Source organism: Nocardiopsis halophila DSM 44494, assembly GCF_000341245.1.
GTDB classification, from domain to species: Bacteria; Actinomycetota; Actinomycetes; order Streptosporangiales; family Streptosporangiaceae; genus Nocardiopsis_A; species Nocardiopsis_A halophila.
The window spans coordinates 49,286-65,261 of record NZ_ANAD01000069.1; the positions used below are offsets into that span (position 1 = coordinate 49,286).

Annotated in this window: 13 protein-coding genes; all 13 read right to left on the reverse strand. The window is 74.1% G+C overall.

Annotation, left to right across the window (positions count from 1 at the left end):
* Nucleotides 1–72 precede the first annotated feature (72 nt).
* Nucleotides 73–1,251 (reverse strand): glycosyltransferase family 4 protein, encoded by a 1,179-nt coding sequence (locus D450_RS0109050; RefSeq protein ID WP_017538347.1) that lies wholly within the window; start codon nucleotides 1,249–1,251, stop codon nucleotides 73–75.
* A 116-nt stretch (nucleotides 1,252–1,367) separates the two neighbouring features.
* Nucleotides 1,368–2,081 (reverse strand): L-threonylcarbamoyladenylate synthase, encoded by a 714-nt coding sequence (locus D450_RS0109055; protein ID WP_017538348.1) that lies wholly within the window; start codon nucleotides 2,079–2,081, stop codon nucleotides 1,368–1,370.
* Nucleotides 2,082–2,127: 46 nt separating this feature from the next.
* A complete protein-coding gene (gene prmC / locus D450_RS0109060; RefSeq protein ID WP_017538349.1) occupies nucleotides 2,128–2,985 on the reverse strand; it encodes a peptide chain release factor N(5)-glutamine methyltransferase in 858 nt (285 codons plus the stop codon).
* Nucleotides 2,982–4,049, reverse strand: coding sequence for a peptide chain release factor 1 (gene prfA / locus D450_RS0109065; protein WP_017538350.1), 1,068 nt, complete (start codon nucleotides 4,047–4,049; stop codon nucleotides 2,982–2,984). Before prfA ends, prmC begins: the two co-directional genes overlap by 4 nt.
* A gap of 114 nt (nucleotides 4,050–4,163) precedes the next feature.
* A complete protein-coding gene (gene rpmE, locus D450_RS0109070; RefSeq protein ID WP_017538351.1) occupies nucleotides 4,164–4,373 on the reverse strand; it encodes a 50S ribosomal protein L31 in 210 nt (69 codons plus the stop codon).
* 217 nt (nucleotides 4,374–4,590) lie between these two features.
* Nucleotides 4,591–5,877 (reverse strand): serine hydrolase domain-containing protein, encoded by a 1,287-nt coding sequence (locus D450_RS0109075; protein ID WP_017538352.1) that lies wholly within the window; start codon nucleotides 5,875–5,877, stop codon nucleotides 4,591–4,593.
* 62 nt (nucleotides 5,878–5,939) lie between these two features.
* Nucleotides 5,940–7,745, reverse strand: coding sequence for an L-lactate permease (locus D450_RS0109080; protein ID WP_017538353.1), 1,806 nt, complete (start codon nucleotides 7,743–7,745; stop codon nucleotides 5,940–5,942).
* A gap of 201 nt (nucleotides 7,746–7,946) precedes the next feature.
* The gene (gene rho / locus D450_RS0109085; protein WP_017538354.1) at nucleotides 7,947–9,956 is read right to left on the reverse strand and encodes a transcription termination factor Rho; all 2,010 of its coding nucleotides are present in this window, start codon (nucleotides 9,954–9,956) and stop codon (nucleotides 7,947–7,949) included.
* A 419-nt stretch (nucleotides 9,957–10,375) separates the two neighbouring features.
* On the reverse strand, nucleotides 10,376–11,365 hold the full coding sequence (gene thrB / locus D450_RS0109090) for a homoserine kinase (RefSeq protein ID WP_017538355.1): 990 nt from the start codon (nucleotides 11,363–11,365) through the stop codon (nucleotides 10,376–10,378).
* A complete protein-coding gene (gene thrC, locus D450_RS0109095) occupies nucleotides 11,362–12,420 on the reverse strand; it encodes a threonine synthase (RefSeq protein WP_017538356.1) in 1,059 nt (352 codons plus the stop codon). Before thrC ends, thrB begins: the two co-directional genes overlap by 4 nt.
* A gap of 127 nt (nucleotides 12,421–12,547) precedes the next feature.
* Nucleotides 12,548–13,846 (reverse strand): homoserine dehydrogenase, encoded by a 1,299-nt coding sequence (locus D450_RS0109100; protein ID WP_017538357.1) that lies wholly within the window; start codon nucleotides 13,844–13,846, stop codon nucleotides 12,548–12,550.
* Nucleotides 13,847–13,903: 57 nt separating this feature from the next.
* A complete protein-coding gene (gene lysA / locus D450_RS0109105) occupies nucleotides 13,904–15,277 on the reverse strand; it encodes a diaminopimelate decarboxylase (protein ID WP_026128456.1) in 1,374 nt (457 codons plus the stop codon).
* An 87-nt stretch (nucleotides 15,278–15,364) separates the two neighbouring features.
* A partial coding sequence (locus D450_RS0109110) for a DALR anticodon-binding domain-containing protein (RefSeq protein WP_017538359.1) occupies nucleotides 15,365–15,976 on the reverse strand: 612 nt, incomplete at its 5' end.

A 15,976-nucleotide genomic window follows, 5' to 3' on the forward strand; every position in this document is an offset into this window, starting at 1 on the left:
CCCGGGCACGGCCGGGACCCGTGCGATCCCAGGAGTTCACAGAACCGATCACCGCACGTCGGCCCGTGTTGGTCAGGAGGCGGAGCCGCCGCCGCCGGCGGAGCGCCGGGCGGCCGCGGCGCGGGCCGCGCGGCGGCGGCGCAGCCGCGGGAGGGTGATCAGTCCCACGGCACAGGCCGCTACCAATGTGGTCACGGCCAGGACGGTGTACGGCGAGTCCAGCACCGACAGCGAGACCGACGCGAAGGCGATGATCGCCGCCCACAGGTACATCAGCAGCACCGCCCGCTGGTGCGAGTGGCCCAGCTCCAGCAGCCGGTGGTGCAGGTGCTTCTTGTCCGGGGCGAACGGCGACTTGCCGGCCAGGGTGCGCCGCACCACCGCCAGCACCAGGTCGGCCAGCGGCAGCGCCAGCACCAGCAGCGGCAGCAGCACCGGGAGGAAGGCGGCCAGCGAGTGGATCCCGCCCAGGCCGCCGGCCTGGGGGGCGGCCTGGCTCTCGGGCAGGAACAGCCCGGTCACCGAGATGGTGATCGAGGCCAGCAGCAGTCCGAGCAGCATCGAGCCGGTGTCGCCCATGAACACCCGGGCCGGGTTGAAGTTGTGCAGCAGGAACCCCACGCACACCCCGACCAGGATGATGGCGATCATCGCCGGGTAGGACTGGCGCTCGAAGCCGCGGTCGACGGCGGCCACGTAGTAGTAGGCGAAGAACGCCATCGAGGAGATGGCGACGATGCCGGCGGCCAGGCCGTCCAGCCCGTCGGCGAAGTTGACCGCGTTGATGGTGACCAGCACCAGCAGCACCGACAGCACCGCCCCCAGCCACGGGCCCAGCGACAGCTGCATGCCCGGCAGCGGCAGCCACAGCAGCTGCACGCCCTGGGAGACGAGGATGCCGGCGGCGGCGGTCTGCCCGGCCAGCTTGGGCACCGGGCCCATCCCCCACCGGTCGTCGATGATCCCGATCACCGTGATCAGCCCGCCGCTGAGCAGCAGCCCGGCCCAGATCTTGGCGGTGTCGGTGCGGAAGACCTCCTGCAGGTGCGGCAGCTGCGCCGAGATCAGCAGCGCCGCGGCGAACCCCCCGTAGATCGCCACCCCGCCCATCCGCGGGATCGGCTCGGTGTGCACGTCGCGGTCGCGCACCGGCGGGACGGCCCCGACCGCGATCGCCGCCCTGCGCACGAAGGGGGTCAGCAGGTAGGTGACCGCCAGGGCGATGACGAAAGTGAGCGCGTACTCACGCACGGCGTGACCGGTGGCCTTTCACGGACGGACGGCACGGAACAGACGGCACGGGACGGACGGCGAGGGGCGGCACGGGAACGGGCCGCGGGTGGCCACGAACCTAGCACCTTCGGGGGTCAGTCCGCGGAACCGTCGTCCGGGGAACCGTTGTCCGCGGGCTCCTCCGCCGGCGTGCGGCGCGGCCGCGCCTCGCCGATCACGGTCCCGCACACCGCGCGCAGCCGCTCCATGGAGACCGCGCCCAGCCGCAGCACCCGGGGCACCGCGTAGGTCAGGTCGACGATGGTGGAGGGGACGTCGTCGGCACAGGGGCCGCCGTCCAGGTAGACCGACACGCTCTCGCCCAGCTGGGCCTCGGCCTCGGCGGCGGTCGTCGCGGCCGGCTCGCCCGAGGTGTTGGCGCTGCTGACCGCCATCGGGCCGGTCTCCTTGAGCAGCTCCAGGGCGACCGGGTGCATGGGCATGCGCACCGCGACCGTGCCCTTGGTGTCGCCCAGGTCCCAGGACAGGCTCGGGGTGGCCTGGCAGACGAGGGTCAGCGGTCCCGGCCAGAACTCGTCGATGAGGTCCTGGCCGTGCCCGCCCAGGTCCTCCACCAGCGCGTGGGCGGCGCGCACCGACCCCACCAGGACCGGCGGCGGCATGTCCCGCCCGCGCCCCTTGGCCTGCAGCAGCGAGGCCACCGCGGCGGGGCCGAAGGCGTCGGCGCCGATCCCGTAGACGGTGTCGGTCGGCAGCACCACCAGCTCGCCCCGGCGCACGGTCGAGGCGGCGTCGGCGATCCCGTCCTTGCGCTCGGACTCCTGCGCGCAGTCGTAGCGGCGGCTCATCGGTCCCCTTCTCCCAGGCCTGCTCGGATCACGCGGATCCCTCGGATCAGTCGTCGGCGCGGCGCATGACCACGAACCGGTCCCGGTGGGCCAGGTCCTTGCGGTTGCGCACGTCGCGCCAGCCCCGCTCCTCGGGGAAGAGCGGGGGGATGTCGATGCCCTGCCCGTCGCCGTGCTCGATGGCCATGGCGCCGCCCGGCCGCAGCAGCCGGCGGCCCACCGCCTCCAGGTCGCGGATCAGGTCCAGCCCGTCGGCGCCGGCCCACAGGGCGGGGGCGGGGTCGTGGTCGCGCACCTCCGGGGGGATGGCGCCGGCCTGGCCGGTGGGCACGTAGGGGGGGTTGCTCACCACCATGTCGGCCCGGCCGTCCAGCTCGCCGAGCGCGGTGCGCATGTCGCCCCGGTGGGCGGTGACGCGCTCGCCGTGGCCGCTGGCGTCGATGTTGCGCTGGGCCCAGGCCAGCGCCTCGGGGTCGAGTTCGACGGTGTGCACCCGCGAGCGGGGCACCTCCTGGGCGATGGAGATGGCGATCGCGCCGGAGCCGGTGCCCAGGTCGACCACGACCGGGTCGGCCACGTCCATGGCGCGCAGCGTGTCGATCGCCCAGTCGACCAGCAGCTCGGTCTCGGGGCGGGGGGTGAACACCCCGGGGCCCACCCGCAGCTCCAGGTAGCGGAAGTAGGCGCGGCCGGTGATGTGCTGCAGCGGCTCGCGGGCGGCGCGGCGGGCGACGCACTCCCAGTACAGGGCGTCGAAGTCGGAGTCGGCCACCTGGTGGAGCTCTCCTCGACGAACGCCGTGCACGAACGCCGCCAGCTCCTCGGCGTCGGTGCGGGGCGAGTCGACGCCCGCCTCGGCCAGCCTCAGCGTGGCGCGCGCGACTTCGTCGAGCAGGAAGTTCATGACTGGGCCTGCTCCAGCCTTTCCTTGGTGTCGGCGTCGATGAGGGCCTGCAGCACGCCGTTCAGGTCGCCGTCGAGGACCTGGTCGAGATTGTAGGCCTTGTAGCCGACCCGGTGGTCGGAGATGCGGTTCTCCGGGAAATTGTAGGTGCGGACCCGCTCGGAGCGGTCCACCGTGCGCACCTGGCTCTTGCGCTCGGCGGCCGCCTCGGCGTCGGCGCTGGCCTGGGCCTCGGCGTAGAGCCGGGCGCGCAGGATGCGCATCGCCTGCTCCTTGTTCTGCAGCTGGCTCTTCTCGTTCTGGCAGGAGACGACGATGCCGGTGGGCAGGTGGGTGATGCGCACCGCGGAGTCGGTGGTGTTGACGCTCTGCCCGCCGGGGCCGGAGGAGCGGTAGACGTCGATGCGCAGGTCGTTGTCGTGCACCTCGACCTCGATGTCCTCGGCCTCGGGCACCACCAGCACCCCGGCGGCCGAGGTGTGGATGCGGCCCTGGGACTCGGTGACCGGGACGCGCTGCACCCGGTGCACGCCGCCCTCGAACTTGAGCCGGGGCCACACGCCCTCGCCGGGCTCGGAGGCGCCCTTGTTCTTGAAGGCGATGGTGATGTCCTTGTACCCGCCCAGGTCGGACTCGGTGGCGTCGATGACCTCGGTCTTCCAGCCCCGCTGCTCGGCGTAGCGCAGGTACATGCGGACCAGGTCGCCGGCGAACAGGGCGGACTCCTCGCCGCCCTCGCCGGCCTTGACCTCCATGATGACGTTCTTGTCGTCGGCGGGGTCGCGCGGGATCAGCAGCACCCGCAGCCGCTCGGTGAGGCGCTCGCGCTCGGCCTCCAGGCGCTCGGCCTCCTCGGCGAAGGAGCGGTCCTCGGCGGCCAGCTCGCGCGCCGCCTCCAGGTCGCTCTCCACCTGCTGGAGCTCGCGGTAGGCGGCGATGACGGGGGTGAGCTGGGAGTACCGCTTGCCCAGGGAGCGCGCGCGGCCCGGGTCGGCGTGCACGTCGGGGTCGGCGAGCTGCTGCTCCAGCTCGTAGTACTCGCCGAGGAGGTCGTCCAGCTTCACGTGTCGTCAATCCCCATCGATGGCGCGGTGTGCGGTCCCTGTCGTGCGGCCCCTGTCGTGCGATCGCGGCGCCGGGACGCCCCCAGGGCGTCCCGGCGCCGCGGCGGGCAGGCGCTACTTGCGCTTGCCGAAGCGCTTCTCGAAGCGGGCGACCCGGCCGCCGGTGTCCATGATCTTCTGCTTGCCCGTGTAGAACGGGTGGCAGGCGGAGCAGACGTCCGCGCGGATGGCGCCCTCGCGCTTGGTGCTGCGGGTGGTGAAGCTGTTCCCGCAGGTGCAGGTCACCTGGGTGACGACGTACTCGGGGTGGATGTCGGCCTTCACTGGATCTCCTCGCTGTGTGCGGTCGCCGGACGCGCGCCGCGGAAGGAACGCGGACACGGATGGGTGGTCCTCGGCGCGCGCGAACCGGTACCGCCGGTCGCTGTCGACCTGGCGTGCCCCTGCGCTGGGCAGAGGGGTTCCTTCCCCTACCAGTCTGCCAGACGGCGCAACAAGAACCGACCGGCGCCCGCTCCCGCCCGGGCGGCGCTCCCGCGCCTCACTTCCCGCCGTCCCGGCCCCGCCCGGTGCCCTCGACGTCCTCGCTGGGGTAGGAGGTCGGGACGGGCGAAGGCTCGGTGGAGTCGGGCGAGGGCGCGCCCGGCTCGCGCTCGGGGCACATCGCGGTCTCGATCATGGCCCAGGCGGGCGGGTCGGGGTCCTCGGCGTAGCGGGCCTGGAACAGGGTCAGGTCGCGGTCCTTCGCGTGCACGGTCCAGGTGCGGTGGCCGGGGATGTTGCCCGGGTGCATCCACACCTGGACGCCGCAGTCCAGGGTGTAGGAGCGCGGGCCGAGCGCGTAGCCGTAGTCGCCGCCGTTGTAGGCCTGGACGGTGAGCATCTCCTGGAGCATCTCCTCGCCGAGGACCTCGCCGTCCAGCAGCGCGCGCCAGTAGGTGTTGATGTCGCTCACCGTCGAGACGACCTGCGCGGTGCCGTACCAGCGGCTGGTGTCGAACTCGGTGACGTCCTCGGCGGTGCGCCCGCCGGCGCCGTCGGAGACCCAGGCGTAGCCGTGCATCGCCGGCTCGGGGACCCCGGGCCCGTCCGGGATGGAGGTCCCGGTGAGCTCCAGTGGCTCCAGGATGCGCTCGCGGACCTCCTCGGCGTAGGGGCGCCCGGTGGCCTCCTCGATGACCAGGGCGGCCAGGACGTAGTTGGTGTTGGAGTACTCCACGTCGGTGCCGGGGGCGAACACCGGGTCGTGCGCGCCGGCGATCCCCACCAGCTCCTCGGGGCGCCAGGTGCGCCCGGGGTCGCTGCGCACGCTGGGCATGTCCTTGTTGTAGCTGTACAGCCCGCTGGTGTGGCTGAGCACCATGCGCAGGGTGATGTGCCGCCCGCCCTCGACGAGGCCGGGCAGCAGCTCCTCCAGGGTGTCGTCCAGGCCCAGGCGGCCCTCCTCGGCCAGCTGCAGCACGGTGGCGGCCACGAACGGCTTGGAGATGCTGGCCACGCGGAAGTGCGCCTGCGGGTCGACCGGGTCGCCGGTGGCCCGGTCGGCCACCCCGGCCACGCCGTTCCAGGTGTCCGAGCCGCCGGCGTTGTGCTCGGTGTACTCGGCCACGGCGCCGCTGGCCGAGCCCCCGGCCACGGTCCGGTTGAGCGCCTGCTGGAGCGCGATGCGCCGCTCGGGCCCGATGCGCGGGGGGTCGGGGGGCGCGGGAGAGGCGGCCGGCGCGGGCTCCTCGCCCGAGGAGGACCAGGGAAGGGCGACCAGGGCGGTCGCCGCGGCCAGCACGACCGCGCCCCCGCCGGCGACCGCGGCCCATCTCTTGGTGTCCATCGGGTGGCATGGAAGCACGGAACCGGGGTTTTGGCGAACCGCGGGACGGGTACTGCTGTTCCTTACCCGCGGGGCCCCGCGGCCTGGTAGGCGGCCGCTTCGGCGGCGTCCCGCCGGCGGAGCAGGGCCACCGCCGCGGCCAGCGCGAGCAGCAGCGCCGCGAGCTGCACGGCCCCGGCGTTGGCGCCGAACCCGTAGGCGAACAGGTACGCCAGCGCGCCCGAGGCCAGCAGGTAGTAGGTGAGGGGGATCACGGTCTGCCGGATGAGGTCGCCCTCGCGCCCGGCCAGGCCCACCACCGCCGAGGCGGCGACGACGTTGTGCACGGTGATCATGTTGCCCGCGGCGCCGCCCACCGCCTGGGCGGCCACCACCGCCTCGGGGACGGCGCCGATCCGCTCGGCGGTGGAGAACTGGAACAAGCTGAACATCAGGTTGGAGACGGTGTTGCTGCCGGCGACGAAGGCGCCGAGCGCGCCGATCCAGGGGGCCAGGAGCGGCCAGGCGCCCCCGGCCAGTCCGGCCGCGCCCTGGGCCAGGGTGAGCGGCATGCTCTCCAGCCCGGCCCCGGAGAACCCCTCGCCGGAGTTGATGAAGACCCGCACCAGCGGCACCGCGAACAGCAGCGCCACCGCCGCCCCGGCCAGCTGGCCCCCGGCGGTGCGCCAGGAGGCGGCGATGCGCCGGCCGCTCATCCGGTGCAGGCCGTAGGTGGCCAGGCAGACGGCGATGAAGGCGGCGCCCGGGGAGTAGAGGACCTGCACCGCGTCGCCGATGCCGGTGCCCAGGATGTCGTCGGCGCCCAGCCGGACGCCCTGCAGCCACTCCTCGGCCGGGGCGATCAGCCGGGTCGCGATGAGCACCGCCGCCACCAGCAGGTAGGGCGACCAGGCGCGCACCAGGCCGATGCGGGGCCCGTCGCCGTCGGCGGGCGCGGCGTCGGGCACCAGGCGGCCGGTCCAGCGCGCCTCCCAGGCCGAGCGGGGCGGGAAGTCCCAGGGGGTCGTGGGCATCAGGAAGCCGGCGCGGGCGGCGGCGACCACGATCAGCAGCCCGGTGAGCCCGCCCAGCAGGGAGGTGAACTCCACGCCGAGGAAGGCGTTGTAGAGCACCGAGGGCACCACCATGGCCAGGGCGGCGAACAGGGCGAAGGGCCAGACCGCCAGGCCGTCGGTGAAGCGGCGGCGGCCCCCGTAGAAGCCGCACAGCAGGCAGCACAGGAAGACCGGGACCAGGGTGCCGGTGATCGCGTGCAGGACGGCGGTCTGCAGGCCGATGTCCTCGATCATGGCGGTGAAGGAGGTGCCGGCGGCCGCGGTGTGCGCCTCGACGCCGGGGGCGTCGGCCAGCCCGCCGCTGACGCCGACGAGGATGGGGGTGCCCACGGCGCCGAAGCTCACGGGCGTGCTCTGGATGATCAGGCCCACCATGACCGCGGCCATCGCGGGGAAGCCCAGGGCCAGCAGCAGCGGGGCGACCACCGCGGCGGGGGTGCCGAAGCCGGAGGCGCCCTCGATGAAGCTGCCGAAGAGCCAGCCGATGATGACCGCCTGCACCCGGCGGTCGGGGCTGATGCCGGTGAAGGTGGCGCGGATGGTGGTGATGGCCCCGCTCTGGGTGAGGGTGGCGAGCAGCAGCAGGGCGCCGAAGACGATGTAGAGCAGCCCGGCGGCCAGGATCAGGCCCTGGGCGGTGGAGGCGGCGATGACCGCCCAGTCCACCCTCCACACGGCGGCGGCCACCGCCACCACGACGGCGTATCCGGCGGGCATCGCGTACTTGGCGGGCCAGCGCAGCCCGACCAGGAGCACGCCGACGGTGATGATGGGGGCCAGGGCGAAGAGGCTGAGCAGGGCGGGGTCGTCCATCCAGGGCACTCCCGGGGGGCTGGAGCCGGTCTGGAACAGGCGGGGGACCGCGATCGTCGTACACCGTATGCACATGTGCGGGAAGATGCTAAGCCCGTGGCGTGGGCCCCGTAAAGGGGGACATGTGGCCCAGGACACACGAAAGCGGCCCTTCCCCCGTGAGGAAGGGCCGCCTCAGGTGCGCCGGGCGGACGGAACGGGCTAGTTGTCCCCCGGGCTGGTCTTCTGGACCTGCATCAGGAACTCGGCGTTGCTCTTGCTGTCCTTCATCTTGTCCAGGAGCAGCTCGATCGCCTGCTGGGCGTCCAGCGCGTGCAGCACCCGGCGGAGCTTCCAGATGATCGACAGCTCCTCCTGGGACATGAGGATCTCCTCCTTGCGGGTGGAGGAGGCGTCCACGTCCACGGCCGGGAAGATCCGCTTGTCGGCCAGGGACCGGTTGAGCTTGAGCTCCATGTTGCCGGTGCCCTTGAACTCCTCGAAGATGACCTCGTCCATCCGCGAGCCGGTGTCGACCAGCGCGGTGGCCAGGATCGTCAGCGAGCCGCCGTTCTCGATGTTGCGGGCCGCGCCGAAGAACCGCTTGGGCGGGTACAGCGCGGTGGAGTCCACACCGCCGGACAGGATGCGCCCGCTGGCCGGGGCGGCCAGGTTGTAGGCGCGGCCCAGGCGGGTGATGGAGTCCAGCAGCACGACCACGTCCAGGCCCATCTCCACCAGGCGCTTGGCGCGCTCGATGGACAGCTCGGCCACGGTGGTGTGGTCCTCGGCCGGGCGGTCGAAGGTGGAGTGGATGACCTCCCCCTTGACCGTGCGCTGCATGTCGGTGACCTCTTCGGGCCGCTCGTCGACGAGGACGACCATGAGGTGGCACTCGGGGTTGTTCTCGGTGATCGCGTTGGCGATCGACTGCAGCACCATCGTCTTGCCCGCCTTGGGCGGGGAGACGATCAGGCCGCGCTGGCCCTTGCCGATCGGGGCGACCAGGTCGACGATCCGCGTGGTCAGCACGTTCGACTCGGTCTCCAGGCGGAGCCGGTCCTGCGGGTAGAGCGGGACGAGCTTGGAGAACTCGGCGCGGTTGCGGGCCTGGTCGGGCGCCATGCCGTTGATGGTGTCCAGGCGCACCAGCGCGTTGAACTTCTCACGGCGCTCGCCCTCGCGGGGCTGGCGGACCGCGCCGGTGATGGCGTCGCCCTTGCGCAGCCCGTACTTGCGCACCTGGGCCAGCGAGACGTAGACGTCGTTGGGCCCGGGCAGGTAGCCCGTGGTGCGCACGAAGGCGTAGTTGTCGAGGATGTCGAGGATGCCGGCGACCGGCAGCAGGACGTCGTCCTCGCTGATCACGGGCTCGGGCTCCTGGCGGTCGCGGCCGCGGCGGTCCCGGCGGTCCCGGCGGCGCCCGCGGCGGCGCCCGCCGCCGGAGTCGTCGTCGGCGTTCTGGCGCCCGCCACCGGAGTTCTGGTGCTGGGGGCCGCCGCCGTCGCCGTGGCCCTGGCCCTGGCCCTCGGCGGATCCGTCGTCGCGTCCGCCCCGGTTGCGGCGGTTGCGCTGGCGATCGCGGCCCTGCTTGCGGCCCTCGCCGCCGTCGGAGCCGCTCTTCTGGGAGGTGCTGGAGGTCTTCACACTGCTCGCGGAGGTCGGGGTCTCATTGGCTTCCGCGGCCGCCGGGGCCTGCTCGGCCTCGTCGGGGCGCCGCCGCGCCGAACGGCGGCCGCGTGCGGGCCTGCCCCCCTCGGCCTGCCCCTGGGCCTCCTGGCCCGCGGGGTCATTGCGGTCGGCGGGCCCCTCGGCGCCCGCGTCCTTGTCGGCCTTCGGGCCGTCCTGCTCGGCGCCCTTCGCGGCGCCCTTGCCGCCGCCCCCGGAGGACCGGCCCTTCTTGGCCGCGGCGCCCTTGGCGGGGGCGTCCTCGGCCTCCTTGCGGTCGGCCTTGGGGGCGGCCACCGGGCCGCCCTGCTTGGCCTCGATGGCGGCGATGACGTCGTTCTTGCGCATCCGCCCCGTGCCGGTGATGCCCAGGCTCGACGCGAGCCGCTGGAGCTCGGTGAGCTTGAGCGCCGACAGCCCGGTGGCGCCGGACGAGGCCCGGGACCGGGCCGAGGCGCTCTTGGCGGCGCGTGCCGCGCCGTCGCCGGCGTCCGCAGCGGGCGCGGTGGATTCGTCGTTGCTGCTGACCGCCGCGTCCGTGTGGAGTTCGGTGGTGTCGCTCACTAAGGGTCCTTCCCAAGGAGCGGGCTCGTGCCGTTGTCATGTCGTGAACGGCCGGCCCGGTGGTGCGAACCGGCGGGGGCCGGGTCGGGCGTGCCCCACGTGGTTGTCGGGAACCGTCGGTCGGCGCCCTTACCCAAGCGCGGCGGGCTCTGGGTACAGCCAGACGTCGGGGCGGTGAGCTCGATGGTTCGTCCCGCGGACCGTTCTGTCGCTCTCGCCGGGCGAGGACGGCGCCTCGGTGGGATGGGCGGGGCCGCGGGGGCGACGTGAGCTCGACACGGGGGCCCGGCCTCGTTCCGGGCGCGGCGCGCTGCGGCGCACGCACGGAGCCGACGCGGAGGTCCCTGTGGCGGATGAGCACACGCCCCGCATCGGGGCATCTGGTGCTACGACCAGCCTAACATCACCGGAGCCCAAGGCTATTCCTCGACACTGGTCAATGAACGGGGAGAACTGATCCGCACCCCAGCCGGATCGATTGCTAAGGGGCGTATGTGCCATCCCGTACCCGTTCGCGCGTGAATCGAATCAACCGCATCCCGATGGATTTGCCCGGCATCGCCCGCCACTGGGGCGTTTCGGGCACCGGGGGCCGCCGCCAGCACCAGGACGGTGGGCCCGGCCCCGGACACCACCGCGGGCAGGTGGTCCAGGTCGCGGAGTTCGCTGATCAGACGCGCGCTGTCGGGCATGGCGGCGGCACGGTAGTGCTGGTGCAGCCGGTCCTGCGTGGCCTCCAGCAGCAGCTCGGGGTGGCCGGAAACGGCCGCGGTGAGCAGCGCCGCCCGGCCCGCGGTGAACGCGGCGTCGGCGTGCGGCACCTCGGCCGGCAGCAGTCCGCGGGCGGCCTCGGTGGACAGCCGCTCCGCGGGCACGCACACGACCGGCCGCAGCCGCGGGTCGGGCTCCAGGCGCAGCGCACGCCAGGCGCCGCGCTCGCCCCAGGACAGGGTGAAGCCGCCGTAGACGCAGGGGGCCACGTTGTCGGGGTGGCCCTCGATGTCGGCGGCGGTCCGGAAGATCCAGTCGGTGTCGGGGCCGCCGTCCGGGCCGCGCCGGCCGAGCAGCGCGGCGGCCGCCGCCACCCCGGCGGTGATCGCCGAGGCCGAGGAGCCCAGGCCGCGCCCGTGCGGCACCGCGTTGCGGCAGCGCAGCTCCACGCCCGGGGCGGGCGCCCCGGCGGCCGCGCAGGCCGCCAGGTAGGAGGAGGCCACCAGGTGGTCGGGGCCCTCGGGCACCTGCCCGGCGCCCTCCCCCTCCACGCTCACGCGCACCCCGGCGCCGGCGCGCGGGACGGCCTCGACCTCGTCGTGCAGGTCCAGGGCCAGCCCCATGGCGTCGAACCCGGGGCCCAGGTTGGCGCTGGTGGCCGGGGTGCGCACGCGCACCCCGGCGGGCGCGGCGCTCACGCCAGGCCCAGGGCGCCGGCCGCGGCGCGGGCGTCCACCGGGACGGTGGTCGCCGAGGAGGCGCCGGCCAGCGCCCAGTCGGGGTCCTTCAGGCCGTTTCCGGTCACCGTGCACACCACCCGGGAGCCGCGCTCGACCGCGCCGGCCTCGGCGGCCTGCAGCAGCCCCGCCACACTGGCCGCCGACGCCAGCTCGACGAAGACGCCCTCCTCGGCGGCGAGCATCCGGTAGGCGGCCAGGATCTGGCGGTCGGTGACCGCGTCGATGGCGCCGCCGGACTCCTCGCGCGCCTGCTCGGCACTCTGCCAGGACGCCGGGTTGCCGATCCGGATCGCCGTGGCGATGGTGCGCGGGGAGCGCACCGGCGCGCCGCCGACGATCGGCGCCGCGCCGCTGGCCTGGAAGCCGAGCATGCGCGGGGTGCGGGTGGCCGGGCCCTCGGAGGCGGACTCCTTGTAGCCCATCCAGTAGGCGCTGATGTTGCCGGCGTTGCCGACCGGCAGGCAGTGCACGTCGGGGGCGTCGCCGAGGGCGTCGACCACCTCGAAGGCGGCGGTCTTCTGGCCCTGCAGCCGGTAGGGGTTGACCGAGTTGACCAGCGCCACCGGGTAGTCCACCGACAGCTTGCGGGCCAGCTCCAGGCAGTCGTCGAAGTTGCCGTCGACCTGGAGCAGCTTGGCGCCGTGCACCAGCGCCTGGGCCAGCTTGCCCATGGCGATCTTGCCCTGGGGCACCAGCACCGCGCAGGTCATGCCGGCGCGCACCGCGTAGGCGGCGGCGCTGGCGCTGGTGTTGCCGGTGGAGGCGCAGATGACCGCCTTGGCGCCGTCCTCGGCGGCCTTGCTGATCGCCATCGTCATGCCGCGGTCCTTGAAGGAGCCGGTGGGGTTGAGGCCCTCCACCTTCAGGAAGACCTCGCATCCGGTCAGCTCCGAGACCCGCCGGGCCGGTACCAGCGGGGTTCCGCCCTCCTGGAGGGTGACGACCGGGGTGTTCGCCGTGACCGGGAGGCGGTCGCGGTACTCCTCGACCACCCCGCGCCACGCCCGTGCCATGCTCACGACAGGGACCTCTCGCGATCAATAATCATCAATGGGAAAACGCGGGAACCCGCGCCAGCAGTCTAGGGGGCCGCGGGCGGCGGTGCGTCCGCCGCCCCCGACCGGTCTCACCAGCCGAGACTCACGCCCCGGTGCCGAGCGCCTCGACCCGCATGACGCTGGCCACCGAGCGCACCTCGTCCAGGGCGCGCAGCCGCTCGACCGTGGCGTCCAGCGCCGCGTCCGGGGCGGGGTGGCTGACCAGGACGAGCTGGGCGTCCTCGCCCCGGCCCTCCTGGCGCACGTTCATGATGGACACCCCGTTCTCGGCGAAGACCTCGGCCACCTGCGCCAGCACGCCGGGGCGGTCGGCCACGTCGAGCGAGAGGTGGTAGCGGGTGACGGTGGCGCCCATCGGGTGCACCGGCAGCCCGCTGTCGTGCGCGCCCTCGCCCACCGAGGTGGAGGCCAGCCGGTTGCGGGCCACCGCCACCACGTCGCCCAGGACCGCGCTGGCGGTGGGCGACCCGCCGGCGCCGGCGCCGTAGAACATCAGCCTCCCGGCCGACTCGGCCTCCACGAACACCGCGTTGTAGGCGCCGCCGACGGTGGCCAGCGGGTGCTCGCGGGGCAGCATCGCCGGGTGCACCCGCACCCCGACCGAGGCGCCGTCCGGGGACAGCTGGCAGATCGCCAGCGGTTTGACCACGCAGCCCATCGCCTTGGCGCTGGCGATGTCGGCGGCGGTCACCCCGGTGATGCCCTCGCGGTGCACGTCGGCGGCGGTCACCTGCCGGGTGTGGAAGGCCAGCCGGGCCAGGATGGCGGCCTTGGCGGCGGCGTCGAAGCCCTCCACGTCGGCGGTGGGGTCGGCCTCGGCGTAGCCCAGCGCCTGGGCCTCCTCCAGGGACTCGGCGAACCCGGCGCCCTGGGCGTCCATCCGGTCCAGGATGAAGTTGGTGGTGCCGTTGACGATGCCCATCACCCGGGTGACGCGGTCCCCGGCCAGGGAGTCGCGCAGCGGGCGCAGCAGCGGGATGGCGCCGGCCACGGCGGCCTCGTAGTACACGTCGACCCCGGCCTCGCGGGCGGCGTCGTGGATCGTGGCGCCGTCCTCGGCCAGCAGCGCCTTGTTGGCGGTGACCACCGACTTGCCGGACTTGACCGCGGCCAGGATGAGCGAACGGGCGGGCTCGATGCCGCCGATGACCTCCACCACCAGGTCGATGTCGTCGCGCGTGACCAGGGACATGGCGTCGGTGGTGAACAGCTCGGGGTCCAGGCCCGTGCCGCGGGTGCGGCCGAGCCGGCGCACCGCGATGCCGCCGATCTCCACCGGCGTGCCGATGCGCGCGGCGAGCTCCTCCGACTGCTCGTCGACCAGGCGGACGACTTCAGCACCCACGACGCCGCATCCGAGCAGCGCCACCTTCATCGCCATAGGGGGGTGACTCCCACTTCTCTCACGGAACTCACAGAACTCACGGACGGCACTCTCTCAGCCCTGGTCGAGGCGGAGCAGGTCCTCCTCGGTCTCCCGGCGCACCAGCGTCCGGGAGGACCCGTCGCGCACCGCCACCACGGCGGGGCGCGGCAGGTGGTTGTAGTTGCTGGCCATCGAGTGGCAGTAGGCGCCGGTGGCGGCCACCGCCACCAGGTCGCCGGGGCGCAGGTCCCGGGGCAGGTACAGGTCGTTGACGATGATGTCGCCGCTCTCGCAGTGCTTGCCGACCAGGCGGGAGAGCATCGGCTCGGCGGACCCGGCCCGGGAGGCGGGCGCGCAGGTGTACTCGGCCCCGTACAGCGCGGTGCGCACGTTGTCGCTCATGCCGCCGTCGACGCTGACGTAGGTGCGGATGCCCTCGACGTCCTTGACGGTGCCCACGGTGTAGAGGGTGACGCCGGCGGGGCCGGCGACCGCCCGGCCCGGCTCGACCGACAGCCGCGGCACCGGCAGGGGGGNGACGATGGCGCTCAGGCTCTGGGCGATGTCCTTGGCGGCCAGCGGGGTGTCGGCCGGGGTGTAGGCGATCCCCAGGCCGCCGCCCAGGTCCAGTTCGGACAGGGTGGCGCCGGTCTCGGCGTGCACCCGGGCCAGGAAGGCGGCCACGCGCCGGGCGGCCACCTCGAAGCCGGCGGTGTCGAAGATCTGCGAGCCGATGTGCGAGTGCAGGCCGACCAGCTCGATGCGGTCGGACTCCAGCAGGCGGCGCACGGCGCGCTCGGCGGCGCCGGTGCTCAGCGCCAGGCCGAACTTCTGGTCGTCGTGGGCGGTGGCGACGAACTCGTGGGTGTGCGCCTCGACGCCGGTGGTGACGCGGACCAGGACCCGGGGGCGGGCGCCGCGCTCGGCGGCGATGCGCTCCAGGCGGTCGATCTCGTCGAAGGAGTCGACGATGATGCGGCCCACCCCGGCCTCGACGGCGCGGTCGAGCTCGGCGGCGGACTTGTTGTTGCCGTGCAGGCCGATGTCGGCGGGCGGGAACCCGGCGGCCAGGGCCACGGCCAGCTCGCCGCCGCTGCACACGTCGAGCTTGAGGCCCTCCTCGCGGACCCAGCGGGCGACTGCCTTGGTGAGCAGGGCCTTGCCGGCGTAGTAGACGTCGGCGCCCACGGCGGCGAAGGACTCGCGGAAGTCGCGGGCGCGGGCGCGGAAGTCCTCTTCGTCGAGCACGAAGAGCGGGGTGCCGTGGCGCCGGGCGAGCGCGGTGGCGCTGACGCCGCCCAGCACCATCTCGCCGTCGGCGCGGTGGGCGCCGCCGGGCCACACCCGCGGGTCGAGGGTGTACAGGTCCTCGGGCGGGGCGGGCGGGTTGTCCTCGGGCAGCACGTCCGCGTGTCGGGGACCTGCGGGGTGGGCGTATCGGCTCATGTGCGGCTCTCGGCGGTGTGGGGCGGGCTGTGGGCGGGCGACGGCGCTGTCGCCGAAGCGTGTCACGGGCGGGACGGGACCGGGTGCCTAGAGCCTTGTGGGCGCGGTCACACCGAGCAGGAGGAGGCCGGCCCCGAGCACCGCGGCGACGGCGGCGCGCGTGTCCTGCCGGTCGGCGGCGCGCTCCCCCGGTCCTCCCGCTCCGTCGCGGGTCTCGGCCCACACATGGTAGGCCGTGGCCAGTCCCTCCAGGTATCTGACCAGCATATGCGGTCGCCCACGTCGCCCGGCCGCGGCGGCGGCTCCGGGACCGTCGTAGAGCGCGCCGACCAGGCCGGCCGGATCCGCGGCGGGACCGTCCGCAGAGTGCAACGCGCACGGGGCGCGGTCTCTTCCCTCCCCTTCCCCGTCCTCCCCGCCCCGGCGCAGGGCGGTGACCGCGTGGGCGTGGGCGTAGCGCACCGCGAAGGCGGGGTTGTCGGCGGTGAAGCGGGCCCAGGCGCCGGGGGCGTCTGCGGTGGGCAGCGCGGGCAGGCCGGGGCCGGTGAGCTCGCCCGGCCGGGGGTGCTCGGACAGCGACCGGCAGAAGGCGATGCGGGCGGAGGCCTCCCCGACGGCGGCCAGGAGCAGGGCGGTCGCGGAGCCGCCGCAGGGCCGGTCGGCCAGCGGCTCCCCCCCCCCCCCCCCCCCCCCCCGCTC

Excerpts from the sequence above, each read along its gene's own strand:
- D450_RS0109055 (WP_017538348.1), bottom strand. The coding sequence starts at position 2,081 with ATGAGCCGCCGCTACGACTGCGCGCAGGAGTCCGAGCGCAAGGACGGG.
- prmC (WP_017538349.1), bottom strand. The coding sequence starts at position 2,985 with ATGAACTTCCTGCTCGACGAAGTCGCGCGCGCCACGCTGAGGCTGGCC.
- D450_RS0109075 (WP_017538352.1), bottom strand. The coding sequence starts at position 5,877 with ATGGACACCAAGAGATGGGCCGCGGTCGCCGGCGGGGGCGCGGTCGTG.
- D450_RS0109080 (WP_017538353.1), bottom strand. The coding sequence starts at position 7,745 with ATGGACGACCCCGCCCTGCTCAGCCTCTTCGCCCTGGCCCCCATCATC.
- thrC (WP_017538356.1), bottom strand. The coding sequence starts at position 12,420 with ATGGCACGGGCGTGGCGCGGGGTGGTCGAGGAGTACCGCGACCGCCTC.
- D450_RS0109100 (WP_017538357.1), bottom strand. The coding sequence starts at position 13,846 with ATGGCGATGAAGGTGGCGCTGCTCGGATGCGGCGTCGTGGGTGCTGAA.